Here is a 14,601-nt window from a genome sequence, read left to right on the forward strand (position 1 = left end):
CCCCCGGGCGGCGTGGTGTTCGTCGGCAGCTCCACCGTGCGCATGTGGACCCGCCTCGCGCAGGATTTCGCCCGCGTGCCCGGCGGCGTGGTCAACCGCGGCTTCGGCGGCTCGACGCTGGCTGACTGCAGCCTGTTCGCCCGCGAGCTGGTGGTGCGCTACAAGCCCCGGCAGGTGATGGTCTATGCGGGCGACAACGACCTGGCCGAAGGCCGAACGCCACTGCAGGTGCTCGACAGCTTCGCCCGCTTTGCCAACACGGTGCGCGCCGAACTCCCGAACACGCGCATCAGCTTCATCTCGGTCAAGCCCAGCCCTTCGCGCGAGCAGCTGATGCCGCAGATCCGCGAAACCAACCACGTGATCTCGGCCTACCTCAACCTGCTGCCCAACAGCGAGTTCATCGACATCTACACCCCGATGCTCGGCGTCGACGGCCGGCCGCGGATGGAGCTGTTTCGCGGCGACAGGCTGCACATGACCGATGAAGGCTACCGGCTCTGGCAGTCGGTGATCGCGCCGCACCTGCCGGGTGCCGCCGCGCCGGCACCGGCGCCAGCTGCCGCCCTGCCCTGATTGCGTCCGCCCCTTCGGCAGATACATGCGTTCGCTAGACTCGCGCCGGACTTGCGCGGGCGCCATCGAAACCTGCGCACTCAACGAAAAATTCACCGCCTGGCGCGGCAAGGAAGGGCCTCGATGGTCATGAAATTCTCCGCGGCGATCGTGCTGTCGCTGCTCCTGTCCGCCTGCGCGACGAAACCCGAAGCCTCCAGCCCGCCACCGCCTGTGATCGCCGTCCCGAAGACGGACGCCGGCGCCGCGCTGGTGCAACAGGCGAGCGAGGCCGTGGCCGCGAAAAAGCCGGCGCAGGCATTGCTCCTGGCCGACAAGGCCATCGCTTACTACGAGAGCACCTACCGCAAGAGCGGCGTTCTCGCGTACGCCGCACGCTCGGCGCCCGAGAGCCTGCTCTACGCGATGCAGGGGTACGAGGAGAAAACGCCAGCGCAGGTCTACGGCATCGAGTGGAGCCTCGCGTATTTTCTGAAAGGCTTCGCGCTGGTCGACCTGCACCGCATTCCCGAGGCCAGGGCTGCGTACGACGCCGCCATCAAGCTCTCTCCGCACAATTCTGCGTACCTCTCGGAGCGGGCGGAAACCGATATTGCCGAACACAATTGGCAAAGCGCGCTGGAGATATTCCAGAAAGCCCTGGACACCGCGGGGATCTCCCCACCCGAACGCAAGACCGCGGAGACGACGCGCGCGTTGCGGGGCATGGCCTTCGCCCAGATCGAACTCGGCAATCTCGATACGGCGAAGGCGCTGCACGAACGCGTGCTCCAACTGGACCCCGGGAACGAGAAGTCGCTGAACGAGCTCCGGCACATCCAGAACCAGAAGGCTCGGTTTCCCAACGTCTCGGTGCCTGTGGAAGCAGAGGCTGTGTCGGTTTTCACGCAGGCCAACTATCTGCGCGTGGTCATCAAGCAGCGCCAGTGCGACGCGATGGACGGGCCGCTGGTCGTCACGATGAACGCGAGATTTGAGGCGGCAAGAAAGGGCATCGCCGCGCGATACGGGGAAAGCTTTTTTGCCGCGAATCAAGCCACGAGAATCGCCATTGCGGATGCCCCGTGCAATCGCCGTGCCCTGGACCTATACCAGCAGAAAGTGCAGCTGATGGAGTCGTTCCTGCAACGACAGAAGTAGAAGCGCCGACGGCGGCCGCCCTCAGGCCGGTGCCGGCCCCGACGGCACATCGTCCGCCGGCGGCACATCGGCGCCGCGCGTGAACCGCGCCACGACGTACATCCCCGTGAACACCGCCAGCAGCAAGAGGCCGTCGCCCCACCAGGGCCGCGCGGTCTGGCTGTCGCCATAGAAGGCCAGCACCAGCAGCACCGCCACCAGGTGCGCGCAGAACACCGGCAGCGAGGCCGAGCCCATCGCCTCGAGCCAATGCAGGCGCGGGATCTTGCGCATCACCCAGGGCCCGAAGCGCACGGCCAGGATGCCCAGCGCCACGAGGTTGACGAGGCGCAGCGGCCCGAGCTGCCATTTGTCGAACAGCAGGTTCAGCTCCACGTCGCCGCCGAACGGCGCCTGGCCGTTGATGCCGGTGTGGCGCCAGTAGAGCCCATAGAGCGCGATGCCCGCCGCCGGCACCAGCAGCCACCACGGAAAGCGCAGCGGCCGCGCATCCGGCCCGTTGCGCGTCGCACCGATGCACAGGCCCGCGAACCAGAGGAACTGCCAGGCGTAGGTGTTGAAGGCGCCCATCTCGTGGAACGGCACCGGAATGCCCAGGTAGCGCACAGCCAGCCCATAGATCCATTCGCTGATGCCGAACTGGGCGGCCGCCCACACGGCGACGCTCGCCACCATCACCAGCGTCCAGCCGTGGCGCATGGCGAAGGCCAGCACCCAGGGACTCATCAGCATGAAGAAGATGTACATCGGCAGGATGTCGAGCAGCGCCGGCTCGTAGATCAGCAGCAGCCCGAACAGGAAGCCGTCGCGCGGCTCCGCCAGGTAGTACGAGACCAGGTTCTTCACCGCCGGCTGGTCGATGTGCAGCCCCAGCGCCGCGATCACGGTGAACAGGAACAGCAGGATCGCCGCCTGGCAGAGGTAGACCTTGACCACGCGCCGCCAGAACGCGATGCGCATCGAGTCCACCCCGCGGGCGTAGCCGATGCGGCTGTAGACCAGCCCCGCCACGAAGGCCGACAGCAAGACGAAGCCTTCGGCGGCCGAGACGAAGCCGAACGGCTGGCCCAGCGGATCGGTCAATCGGGTGGGGAGGTGGGTGACGGTCATCAGCACGAGCATCAGCCCGCGCAAGGCGTCTATTTCCCAGTAGCGTTTCATCGGTCGGCGGCGAGGTCTTGGTGGCGGTCTGCGCGGCGCACGCACGACGGTAGGGATTGTAAGAAGGCCGGCGTAAAGCTTCGCTGTGCGGGCCTTGAAGTCACGTTCGGGGGTGCGTGCACAGGCCACCGGGTACTCCCCTCCGCGAATGTCCCCCGCTTCGCTCCTCCTTTATTTCGCTGCGGGGAGCACCCGGTGCCCCGTGCACGAGGGCACGCTGCCGGTTTGCGGCCGATCAACCAGTGCTCTGAACGATCACGCCCCGAACAAAGCGGCCACACCAACGCCATATGACTGTTGGCACCGCCGTATTGACGCGCAAATCGGCTACGCTGCGCGCTGCCCCAAGGAGGAGAGATTCCGTGACCCGTTTCGTTCCCACATGGCTGCTGGCCGGCAGCGCGCTGCTCGCCGGCCCGAGCTTTGCCCTTCAGATCACCAGCCTGACCCCGCAGGGCGAGGTGGCGCGCGTGCGCCAGATCGTCGCCAAGTTCGACCAGGCCGCCGTCAATTTCGGCGATCCGAAGGCACCCGCGCCGCTCTCCGTGAGCTGCACCGACGCGCAGGCCGGCAAGGGCACCGGCCGCTGGACCGATGCGAAGGCCTGGGTGTACGACTTCGAGAACGACCTGCCACCCGGCGTGCGCTGCACCGTCACGCGGATTCCGACCTTCAAGCCCAGCGCGGGCGGCGAGCTGACTGGCCCGGAGCGCTACCAATTCAATAGCGGCGGCCCGTTCGTTCGCAGCTACATGCCGGGCAACTACGCGCGCATCGACGAGCAGCAGATGTTCGTGCTCGAACTCAACGGCGCGGCCACGCTCGAGAGCGTGCGTCAGAACGTCTGGTGCACGGCCGACGGCGTGGGCGAACGCATCCCCGTCAAGCTGCTCGACGGCGACCAGCGCGCCGGTTTGCTCAAGGCCTTCAGCCGCGAGAAGGAAGCCGCCAAAGACCCGCTGCGCTTCATCACGATGCAGTGCAACCGCACGCTGACGCCCGGCAGCAAGATGCAGATCGTCTACGGCAAGGGCGTGGCCACGCCGTCGGGCGTCGCCAACAACGTGGAGCGCCGCCTCGACTACCAGGTGCGCGAGCCCTTTGCGGTCTCCTTCACCTGCGAGCGCGAGAACGCGCAGGCCGCCTGCCTGCCGCTGCGCCCGATGCAGCTGCAATTCAACGCGCCGGTCACCCGCAAGCTGGCCTCGCAGATCACGCTCAAGGGCGACGGCAAGACGACCAAGGCCAAGCTCGAGAACGACGGCGGCACGCAGAGCGACGACGACGTGGTCAACGGCGTGAGCTTCGGCCCGCCGCTGGCCGAGAGCACCCAGTACAGCATCGAGCTGCCGTCCAAGTTCGAAGACGCCTCGGGCCGCCCGCTGGCCACGCCCGGCACCTTCCCGCTGAAGGTGGCGACCGGCGCGATGCCGCCGCTGGCCAAGTTCGCGGCCTCGCCCTTCGGCGTGATCGAGCGGCTGGCCGAGCCCGGCACGCCGCCGATGATGCCGGTGACCGTGCGCCGCGTGGAGCCGCAGCTGATGGTGCAGGCGCTCACGCCCGGCAAGGTCAGCGACATGAACCCGAAGACCGACGCGGACATCATCGCGTGGTTCCGCAAGGTGCGCCGCTACGACAACAACTACACCGTCAATCGCGATGTCGCACGCAAGGACGTGAAGGGGCCGCTGCCGCCGGTCATCGACAAGGACGACCGCACCAGCGTGCAGACCCGCATGCTGTCGCTGCTGGCGGGCCAGCCGGGCGTGAAGGCGCTCGACATGCCCAAGGCCGAGAGCGGCGATCCGCGCCCCTTCGAGGTCATCGGCATCCCGCTGACGCCGGGCTTCCACGTGCTCGAAATCGCCTCGCAGAAACTCGGCGAAGCGCTGCTCGACGAGCGCTACAACGCCGGCCGCACGATGTACGTGCGCACCACCGCGCTGGCCACCAACCTCGCGGTGCACTTCAAGCTGGGCCGCGAGAACTCGGTGGCCTGGGTCACCACGCTCGACAAGGGCAAGGTGGTGGCGGGTGCCGAGGTGCGCGTGTCGGGCTGCGACGGCAAGGCCGTGGCCACCGGCACCACCGACGCCAGCGGCATCGTCACGCTGCAGGGCATCTCGCCGCAGGCGCCCAGCTGCAACGGCCCCAACGAATACGACAGCGGCGCCTGGTTCGTCAGCGCCCGCGCCAAGGACGACAAGGGCGTCGAAGACCTCGCCTTCACCTGGAGCGACTGGCAGCGCGGCATCGAGCCCTGGCGCTTCAACGTGCCCACCAGCCTGCAGCCCGAAGCCGACCGCGTGGCCCACACCATCTTCGACCGCACGCTGCTGCGTGCCGGCGAAACGGTGTCGATGAAAAGCCTGATCCGCACCCAGACCAGCAAGGGCTTCGGCCTGCCGGAGAACCGGCCGAACACGCTGGTCATCACCCACGTCGGCAGCGGCCAGCGCTTCACGCAGCCGCTCAACTGGCGCAAGACCGCCACCGGCGGCCTGAGCGCGGAGAACACCTTCCCCATTCCGCCCGCGGCCAAGCTCGGCGCGTACGAAGTGATGCTGCGCACCGGCGCCGGCAAGGACRCCAACAGCGACAGTGAGGGCGACAGCGACGAAGGCGGCAACGGCCGCAGCTTCAGCACCGGCATCTTCCGCGTCGAGGAATTCCGCCTGCCCGTGCTCGAAGGCCGCATCGCGCCCACCGAGAAGAAACCGCTGGTCGCAGCCACCACGGTGCCGACCGACGTGCAGATCAACTACGTGGCCGGCGGCGGCGCCGCCAACCTGCCGGTGCGCGTGTCGGCCATGGTGCGCGGCAAGAGCCTGAGCTTTTCCGACTACGACGCCTTCAGCTTCAACCCGCCGCGCGCCGAACAGGGCGAAGGCACGCAGGCCGCGGCCGCGGCCGACACCGCAGGCGGCGAGGAAGACCTCAACAGCGCCAGCGACACCCGCGTGATCGCCGACAAGCTGCCGCTCACGCTGAACAAGGACGGCGCGGGCAAGGTCACGATCGACAAGGTGCCCAAGGTCAAGGCCGCGCGCGAGCTGCTGCTCGAAGCCACGTATGCCGACCCGAACGGCGAAGTGCAGACCATCCGCAGCACGCAGACGCTGTGGCCGGCTTCCGTCATCGCCGGCATCAAGACCGAAGGCTGGGTCTCCACCAGCCAGAAGCTCAAGTTCCAGGCACTCGCGCTCGACCTCACGGGCAAGCCCCAGGCCGGCGTGACGCTCAACGTGCGCGCCGTGGCGCGCATCACCACCACCAGCCGCAAGCGCATGGTGGGCGGCTTCTACACCTACGACAACAAGACCGAAACCAAAGACATCGGCACCGTCTGCAGCGGCAAGAGCGATGCACGCGGCCTGCTTCTGTGCGAATCGGAGCTGAAGGAAGCCGGCGAAGTCGAACTCATCGCCAGCGCCACCGACGGCGAGGGCCGCGACAGCAAGGCCGTGAGCTCCGTCTACGTCACCAAGCAGGGCGAACTCTGGTTCGGCGGCGAGGACAACGACCGCATCGACGTGCTGCCCGAGAAGAAGAGCTACCAGCCCGGCGAAGTCGCCAAGTTCCAGGTGCGCAGCCCTTTCCGCTTTGCCACCGCGCTGGTCTCGGTGGAACGCGAAGGCATCATCGAAACCCACGTCGTGCAGCTCGACGGCAAGGACCCGACGGTCACCCTGCAGGTCAAGCCCGAGTGGGGCCCGAACGCCTACGTCAGCGTGCTCGCGCTGCGCGGCCGCCTGCGCGAAGTGCCGTGGTACAGCTTCTTCACCTGGGGCTTCAAGGCGCCGCGCGAGTGGTGGACTGCCTTCTGGTACGAAGGCAAGGAATACGTCGCGCCCACCGCGATGGTCGACCTGAGCAAGCCCGCCTACCGCCTCGGCATGGCCGAGATCCGCGTCGGCACGCGCGCCCACCAGCTCGACGTGACGGTCACCAGCGACAAGCCCAGCTACCCGATCCGCAGCAAGGCGCAGGTCACCATCACCGCCAAGCTGCCCGACGGCAAGCCGGCGGCAGGCGCCGAAGTGGCGCTGGCCGCGGTCGACCAGGCGCTGCTGGAGCTGATGCCCAACGACAGCTGGAACCTGCTCAATGCGATGCTGCAGCGGCGCAGCTGGGGCGTGAGCACCTCCACCGCGCAGATGGAAATCGTCGGCCGGCGCCACTACGGCCGCAAGGCCGTGCCGGCGGGCGGCGGCGGCGGCAAGGGCCAGACGCGCGAACTGCTCGACACCCTGCTTGTGTGGAACCCGAAGATCGTGCTCGATGCCAACGGCCAGGCCGTGGTGACGGTGCCGCTCAACGATGCGCTCACCACCTTCAAGATCGTGGCCGTGGCCGATTCGGGTGCCAGCCTGTTCGGCACCGGGCAGGCCAGCATCCAGGCCACGCAGGACCTGCAGATCATCAGCGGCCTGCCGCCGCTGGTGCGCGAGGACGACCAGTTCCGCGCCCAGATCACCTTGCGCAACACCACGCAGAAGCCGATGAAGGTGGAGGCCACGCCGCGCGCCACGCTGCTCACGCTGGAGACGCAGACCGTGGACATCCCGGCCGGCGAAGCGCGTGAAGTGGCATGGACCGTGACCGCGCCTGCGCAACTCGCGCAGACGCGCGCCGAAGCCATCCTGTGGGAGATCGAAGCCAAGGACACCCTCGGCGGCGCGCGCGACGCGCTCAAGGTGCGCCAGCGCATCGTGCCTTCCGTGCCGCTCACGGTGCAGCAGGCCACGCTGGTGCAGATCGACGGCCCGTTCACCCTCGACGTGGCCCCGCCCGCCGACGCCCTGCCCGGCCGCGGCGGCCTCAAGCTGTCCCTGCAACCCAAGCTGGCCGAAGGCCTGCCGGGCGTGCGGGACTGGTTCGCGAACTACCCCTTCATCTGCCTCGAACAGAAGACCAGCAAGTCGGTCGGCCTGCGCGACGCGAAGATGTGGCAGGGCGTGCTGGCCCAGCTGCCGACCTACCTGGACAGCGACGGCCTCGCCAACTACTTCCCGCCGCGCGACGGCGAAGCCAACCGCGGCAGCGACATCCTCACCTCGTACCTGCTCGCAGCGACGAACGAGGCCGCGCAGCTCAACCCCGCCTTCGCGCTCGCCGACGATGTGCGTGCGCCGATGGAGTCGGGCCTGATCGCGTTCGTCGAAGGCCGCATCACGCGCGAATTCTGGAGCCCGCGCAAGGACCTGGACGTGCGCAAGCTCGCCGCGCTCGAAGCGCTCTCGCGCTACGGCAAGGCCAAGGGAAGCATGCTCGGCAGCATCACCATCGCGCCCAACCAATGGCCCACCAGCGCGGTGATCGACTGGCTCAACATCCTGAAGCGCGTGAACGACGTGCCGCAGCGCCAGCAGCGCCTGGACGAAGCCAACAACGTGCTGAAGGCCCGCCTGTCGTACCAGGGCACCAAGCTGATCTTCAGCACCGAGCAGGACGACTACTGGTGGTGGCTGATGACCAACGGCGACGTCAACACCGCGCGCCTCCTGCTCAGCGTGATGGACGACCCGGCGTGGAAAGACGACATCGGCAAACTCGCCAACGGCTTCATCGGCCGCCAGCAGAACGGCGCCTGGCACACTACCACCGCCAACCTGTGGGGCGGACTGGCGCTGGAGAAGTTCTCGAAGGTGTTCGAGAGCACGCCGGTGGCCGGCGTGACCGCCGCGACGCTCGGTGCCGTCAAGGCGCAGGTCGACTGGAACAAGGTCGAACGCGTGAAGACCAGCGACCCGGCCGGCGCACCGAACCAGACCACCTTCTTCGGCGCACCCGCATCGCCGGGCAACCTGAAGAACAACGCGATGTTCCTGCCGTGGGCTGCATCGCCTTCGGGCGCACCGGCGCGCGACACCCTGCTGGTCACGCAGCAAGGCACTGGCAAGCCGTGGCTCACGCTGCAGTCGATTGCCGCCGTGCAGCTGAAGGCGCCTTTCGCCGCGGGCTATGCGCTCAAGAAGACCGTCACGCCGGTCGAGCAGGCCACCGCGGGCAAGTACACCCGCGGCGACGTGCTGCGCGTGACCATCGAGGTGAACGCCAGCGCCGACATGACCTGGGTGGTGATCAGCGACCCGATCCCGGGTGGCGCCACCATCCTCGGCGGCGGCCTGGGCCGCGACTCGCAGATCGCCACCCAGGGCGAGAAGAAGTCGGGCGCAGGCTGGCCGGCCTTCGAGGAACGCAGTTTCGAAGCCTTCCGCAGCTACTACGAGTACCTGCCCAAGGGCGTGGTGAAGATGGAATACACCGTGCGCCTCAACAACGTCGGCGACTTCGCACTGCCGCCGAGCCGCGTCGAGGCGATGTATGCGCCCGAGATGTTCGGCGAGACGCCGAATGCGCGGGTGAAGGTGGAGGCGGCGAAGTAGCCGTCATTGCACATTCATCTGCCTTCGCCACCATCGAAACGAACCAACCACCTGGAGGACATCATGGGTCTCGCCGTCTGCGTCGGCATGCTTGCCGAACTGCTTGAAGAAGATCCCGAAGGTGCCGAGGCCTTCGAGGAGGACCTGACCGAAGCCAACCGCGTGCTGGCCGCCGCGGGACTCCCCCAGCACACGGAGCCGCGCGGGCCGCTCGAACTCGACTCGCGCGCGTCGATCGACGGCTTTCCCTATTCCTTCATCCACTACCTGCGCCGCGCGTATGCCCACCGCGTGCTGTCGCCCGACTGGGTGGCGACGCCGCTGCCGGACGATGTCGACCCCACGGAAGACCCGAAGATCCAGGTGCTGCTCGACGGCTCGGAAAGCCATCTGCTGTGCCACTCGGATGCGGAGGGCTTCTACGTGCCCGTCGATTTCAAGGACGTGCTCTTCGACGAAGAGGATGGCGACGAGAGCGGCCTCCCCGGCGGCATGCTCGGCTCGTCTTACCGGCTGCTCGATGAACTCGTGTTCGTGGCCCCTGCCCTCGGCATCCGGCTCACGGACGGCAAGCTCTCGGACGAGGAAGCGGAACGCATCGATGCGCTGATCGAGGACGACGGCGGCCTGTACCGTGAATACGTGTCGTGGTTGCTGCTGTACGAATCGGCGCGGCTGAGCATTGCGCACAAGACGGCGATCGTTTTCACCTGATCGAGATCCAGCGGGTGAGCGAAAGGAACGCGATCTTCTCGATGGCAAGGCCGTCGAATTCGGGGCCTTCGACAAGAAGTCGATCGAGCTTTTGCTGGTCGACTTGAAGACCCACGCGCCCGAGTTCATCATCGCTCTCGATGACTGAGGAGTCGGCGCGATGTTCGAAACGACAGTCCATTGGGTCAAAAATATCGAGCCGCACCGGCTCGGGTTGATGGCGCGGCCGCGTGGGGGCGAATTTCTGCACGAAGAAATCGCCTCCTGGCAACGGGCCTCGATCGGAATGGTGGTCTGCCTGCTTGAAGCAGAGGAGATCCGCGAGCTTGAACTTCGGGACGAGCCGTCGCTCTGCGCGGCGCACGGCATCGAGTTCATGCACTTTCCGATCCCGGACAGGGGAACGCCGCAATCGAACAAGGAGGTCTCCGTCCTGATCGCCAAACTGCACGCCGAACTCACGGACGGCAAGGCGATTGCCATCCACTGCCGAGCGGGCATTGGCCGCACGGGTTTGATCGCGGGCTGCCTGCTCCACAGGCTGGGTGTTCCGTTCAATGACATCTTTCACACACTGAGCCGCTCCCGCGGCATCGCGATGCCGGATACCTCTGCACAGGTCGACTGGTTCGGGCGCTACGCCCGCGAGCTTTCCAGCCCTCCTCGCGATCCCGGCCCTCCATCTCGAGACCAAGGCGCCTAGGCAACCACCGCTGGGCGTCCTCCCGATCGCACAAAATCATGCCCGCATGACAACACGCAACCGCATCTTCTTCCCCGGCAATCCCTGGCCCGAAGGCCATCCGATCGAGGAGTTCCGCTGGACCGCTTCCGTCAGAGACAACGAGGTGTGGTTCGACCTACACCTGCGAAGCGAAGACTACGAAGCAGAGCGCGAAATCGAAGAGCCTGAAGAAGACGACGAAGACGACTTCCCGAGCGACTGGGAAGCCCCCGGCGTCTGGACCAACTACCACCGCTGCACGCTCTCCTCGACCCAATGGCCGAACTACCGTGGCTTTGCCGTCTGTCCCCTGTCGGAGTTCAGCCTTGAACGCATCGACGGCTTCGAGGCCTGCGTGGACGATGCACCGTCCGAAGACCCACGCGACAACGCCTTCCACATCTACCTTTTCAGCCATGGCGCGGTGGCGCACCATCGCATCCGGTTCGAGCGGATCGCAGACACCGATCGCTTCAACATCGTCTGGACCGGAAAGATCGCGCTGAGCTTCGGTGGAGACCCCGAGTTCGATCGCACATTCACCGCCACCCTCTTCGATGTCGCGGCCCCTTGCATAGGATGAACAGGCCCTAGCCTTCGATGGGCACACAGGCCTACACTCCCGCCTCGGTCATCACCCCTCTCTCTCTCAGTTCACAGGAGAAATGCATGAACACCCAGGAAATCGCCAACAAGCTCGTGGCGGTGTGCAAGGCAGGGAAATTCGAGGACGCCCAGGTGCTCTACGCCCCCGACGCCGTGAGCGTCGAGGCCAGCGCCCCGCCCGGTGGGCAGCGCGAAGCGGTCGGCCTCGCGGCCATCAAGGCCAAGGGCGAATGGTGGGTTGCCAACCACGAGGTGCATTCCATGCAGGTCGCCGGTCCGTGGCCGCATGACGACCGCTTCATCGTCGGCTTCCGGTTCGACGTGACCATGAAGCCCACCGGCAAGCGCTTCACGATGGAAGAAATGGCGCTCTACACCGTCAAGGACGGCAAGATCGTGCGGGAAGAATTCTTCTATTCGGGCACGCCCTGACAACAACGAGGCCGGAGAAGACGCGGCGAGCCCCATGACCCTCGAATGGCGACACACGCTCGAAGCGCTCGACTGGAACGAGCTCTCCCGCCTCTACGAGATCGCCCCGCTGGGGAACAAGAAACCGGCCGACCTGAAGATCGTGTTCTCGAACAGCCTGTTCAAGTGCCTGGTCTATGTAGACGGCCGGCTGATCGGCGCCGGGCGCGCGGTGGCCGACGGCCTCGACTGCTCCTATATCTGCGACGTGGCGGTGCACCCGGACCACCAGGGCATCGGCCTGGGCAAGGCGATCGTCGCGCAGTTGGTCGAGTTTTCGCGCGGGCACCGCAAGATCATCCTGTACGCGGTGGCGGGCAAGGAGCCCTTCTACAAGAAGCTCGGTTTCAAGCGCATGCGCACCGCGATGGCGATCTTCAGGAACGAGCAGCAGGCGCTCGATGGCGGGTTGATCGACGAGAGCTGACGACCGCGGTACGGTTACGGCCGTTACGCGCGTGACGAAGCACGGGGCCTGCGGCGTTGTGAATGGCGGCTGTGCGCCAGATGATCCAGCACCGTCCATCACACACAGCACGCGCCATGCCTCGAGTTCCAGCCCCCTTCACGACCCGCACCGCCCCCCGCCGCGCCTTCCTCGCCCGGAGCGGCTGCGGCCTGCTCGCCGCCCTCGGCGCCACGCGCTTCGCCGATGCGGCCACGCCCGTCGCGCACGTCGAGGAGCGGCCGGACCTCGCCAGATATTTCAAGGAAGCCGGCGTGTCCGGAACCTGGGTGGTGCTCGACAGCGCCACCTCGAAGCTCACCGTGGTCGACCGCCGGCGCGCCGAGCGGCGCTACAGCCCGGCCTCGACCTTCAAGATTCCCAACAGCCTGATTGCGCTGGAGAGCGGCGCGGTGAAGGACATCGACGAGATCCTTCCCCATGGCGGCGGAACCTACAAGCGCAAGGAGTGGGAGCGCGACATGAATCTGCGCGACGCGATCCGCGTCTCGCACCTGCCGATCTACCGCGGGGTGGCGCGCCGCATCGGCCTTGCGCGCATGAACGAATGGATCGCCAGGCTGCACTACGGCAACGAGACCCTGGGCACCGAGGTCGATCAGTTCTGGGTGAACGACAAGCTGAGGATCTCCGCCGTCGAGCAGGTGCGCTTCCTGATGCGACTCGCGCAGCGCAGCCTGCCGATGTCCCAGCGAAGCCAGGACATGGTGCACGACATCACCCTGATCGAGCAGACACCGGCCCATGCGCTGCACGCCAAGACCGGCTGGTACGAAGCGCCAAGCCTCTCGCTCGGCTGGTGAGTGGGCTGGGTGGCACTTGCAGATGGCGGCGTGAAGAGCTTCGCGCTCAACATCGACATGCACGGCGAAGCCGATGTCGCCAAGCGCATCCCGCTGGGCCGCACGCTGCTGACGCAGATGAACGTGCTTCCGGCTTAGAGCCTGTTTACGATCTACTTGGGACCATGCAGATGCTTGTTGGAGTGAGCTGCACGGCGTGATTTTCGACCGATTCGGGACGCGTGCACAGGACACCGGGTACTCCCCTCCGCGAATGTCCCCCGCTTCGCTCCTCCTTTATTTCGCTGCGGGGAGCACCCGGTGCCCTGTGCACGATGAGCGCAGCGCCTGTGCGAGCCGATCAACGACTGCTCCGAGCGATCACGCCGATGGTGTGCTCTGCGCAGCGAAATAAAGGAGGAGGCCTGCGGCCCTAGGCCGCGCCGGGGGACATTCGCGGAGCAGAGTACACCGTCGGCGTGATCGCGCCCTGAACAACAAGCCTCAATGTGGCCCCAAGGTCGCAAACGGGCTCTTGGAAGGCATCCCCTCGCGCAGACACGTTGCGGGCAAAATGCCCCGCAGGTGCCCTCATGAATACACGATTTGTCGAAGCCTTCCTCTGGGCCGCGCGGCTCGGCAGCTTCCGCGCAGCGAGCGACCGGCTCCACATCACGCAGGCGGCCGTGTCCAACCGCGTGGCCTCGCTCGAGGAAGACATCGGCGCGCGCCTGTTCGAGCGCGACGCGCGCGAGTTGCGGCTCACGCCCGTGGGCGTGCGGCTCATGGACTACGGCGAGCGGCTGCTCGAACTGCGCCGCGAGATCGTCTCGCTGGGCCGCCCGCGCGGCGACATCCTCGGGCTGGTGCGCATCGGCGCCATCGAGACGGTGGTCCACACCTGGCTGCTGGGCTTCCTGACGAACCTGCGCTCCACCTATCCGGGCATCGAGGTGCAGCTGACCTCCGAGACCACCCTGGCCCTGCACCGCGACCTGCGCGAAGGCGCACTCGACATCGCGCTGCAGACCGACCACATCGCCGGCGCGGGCATCGTGAGCACGCCCTGCCTGCCGATGCCGATGGGCTGGGTCGGCCCGATCGGTGCCGAAGGAACGCAGACCGTCGACCAGCTGCTGCGCCAGCCCGTGCTCACGATGAGCCCCCGCTCGCAGCCGCACGAGGCGCTCAAGAACCTCTACCGCGCGGCGGGCATTCCGCTGGGCAAGGTGCACTGCGTGAGCTCGATCTCGGCGCTCGCGCGGCTGGTGAAGGCGGGCTTCGGCAACGCGCTGGTGCCGCTGCCGCCCTGCTATGAATACGTGGCCAGCGGCGATGTGCGGATCATCGAGTGCGATGCGCTCATCTCGCCGCAGCGCATCGTGGTGAGCCACCTGGAGGCCGCCGACTCCGATGCCATCCGCCTCGTGGCCGAGCTGGCCTGCCGGGCGTCCGACCAGTTCACCACGTCGGCCGTTGCACCAACCTGGAGCGCCGCAGCAGAGGGTTAACCCTCAAGATCGCGCATTCCAGCCCCATAAAGGGGCCAGTAATTCTTGTGGCTGTCGCCCA

13 protein-coding genes are annotated in these 14,601 nt (G+C 66.8%); 11 read left to right on the plus strand and 2 right to left on the minus strand.

Going from position 1 to position 14,601, the window contains the following annotated elements; all coding sequences use genetic code 11:
* Window positions 1-576 (plus strand): SGNH/GDSL hydrolase family protein (locus tag AC1DXX_RS11465; RefSeq protein ID WP_478134309.1); only part of this gene is annotated, 576 nt, incomplete at its 5' end.
* Window positions 577-699: 123 nt separating this feature from the next.
* The gene (locus AC1DXX_RS11470) at window positions 700-1,716 is read left to right on the plus strand and encodes a hypothetical protein (RefSeq protein WP_478134310.1); all 1,017 of its coding nucleotides are present in this window, start codon (window positions 700-702) and stop codon (window positions 1,714-1,716) included.
* A 21-nt stretch (window positions 1,717-1,737) separates the two neighbouring features.
* On the opposite strand, the gene opgC is transcribed toward AC1DXX_RS11470, so the two are convergent.
* Complete coding sequence (gene opgC / locus AC1DXX_RS11475) at window positions 1,738-2,877, minus strand: OpgC domain-containing protein (RefSeq protein ID WP_478134311.1); 1,140 nt, start codon at window positions 2,875-2,877, stop codon at window positions 1,738-1,740.
* 362 nt (window positions 2,878-3,239) lie between these two features.
* Between opgC and AC1DXX_RS11480 the strand changes: the two genes are divergently transcribed.
* Both AC1DXX_RS11480 and AC1DXX_RS11485 read left to right on the plus strand, forming a co-directional pair.
* On the plus strand, window positions 3,240-9,266 hold the full coding sequence (locus AC1DXX_RS11480; RefSeq protein ID WP_478134312.1) for an alpha-2-macroglobulin family protein: 6,027 nt from the start codon (window positions 3,240-3,242) through the stop codon (window positions 9,264-9,266).
* A 63-nt stretch (window positions 9,267-9,329) separates the two neighbouring features.
* Complete coding sequence (locus AC1DXX_RS11485) at window positions 9,330-9,980, plus strand: hypothetical protein (RefSeq protein WP_478134313.1); 651 nt, start codon at window positions 9,330-9,332, stop codon at window positions 9,978-9,980.
* On the opposite strand, the gene AC1DXX_RS11490 is transcribed toward AC1DXX_RS11485, so the two are convergent.
* Window positions 9,973-10,095: a hypothetical protein gene (locus tag AC1DXX_RS11490; RefSeq protein ID WP_478134314.1), complete on the minus strand. Its 123-nt coding sequence runs from the start codon at window positions 10,093-10,095 to the stop codon at window positions 9,973-9,975. The genes AC1DXX_RS11485 and AC1DXX_RS11490 overlap by 8 nt on opposite strands.
* 45 nt (window positions 10,096-10,140) lie before the next feature.
* Here AC1DXX_RS11490 and AC1DXX_RS11495 point away from each other — a divergent pair, with 45 nt between their 5' ends.
* The 7 genes from AC1DXX_RS11495 to AC1DXX_RS11525 all read left to right on the plus strand — a co-directional run bounded on the left by AC1DXX_RS11495 (window position 10,141) and on the right by AC1DXX_RS11525 (window position 14,540).
* Window positions 10,141-10,683, plus strand: coding sequence for a protein-tyrosine phosphatase family protein (locus tag AC1DXX_RS11495; protein ID WP_478134315.1), 543 nt, complete (start codon window positions 10,141-10,143; stop codon window positions 10,681-10,683).
* A 46-nt stretch (window positions 10,684-10,729) separates the two neighbouring features.
* A complete protein-coding gene (locus AC1DXX_RS11500) occupies window positions 10,730-11,287 on the plus strand; it encodes a hypothetical protein (RefSeq protein WP_478134316.1) in 558 nt (185 codons plus the stop codon).
* Window positions 11,288-11,373: 86 nt separating this feature from the next.
* Entirely contained in the window at window positions 11,374-11,742 is a 369-nt protein-coding gene (locus tag AC1DXX_RS11505) for a SnoaL-like domain-containing protein (protein ID WP_478134317.1), read from the plus strand.
* Between the two features lie 34 nt (window positions 11,743-11,776).
* Entirely contained in the window at window positions 11,777-12,208 is a 432-nt protein-coding gene (locus AC1DXX_RS11510) for a GNAT family N-acetyltransferase (RefSeq protein ID WP_478134318.1), read from the plus strand.
* Between the two features lie 116 nt (window positions 12,209-12,324).
* A complete protein-coding gene (locus AC1DXX_RS11515; protein WP_478134319.1) occupies window positions 12,325-13,050 on the plus strand; it encodes a penicillin-binding transpeptidase domain-containing protein in 726 nt (241 codons plus the stop codon).
* Between the two features lie 9 nt (window positions 13,051-13,059).
* Entirely contained in the window at window positions 13,060-13,188 is a 129-nt protein-coding gene (locus tag AC1DXX_RS11520; protein ID WP_478134320.1) for a hypothetical protein, read from the plus strand.
* Between the two features lie 434 nt (window positions 13,189-13,622).
* A complete protein-coding gene (locus AC1DXX_RS11525; protein WP_478134321.1) occupies window positions 13,623-14,540 on the plus strand; it encodes a LysR family transcriptional regulator in 918 nt (305 codons plus the stop codon).
* Window positions 14,541-14,601: the final 61 nt, after the last annotated feature.

This window comes from Variovorax sp. P4_B10, from assembly GCF_056402375.1.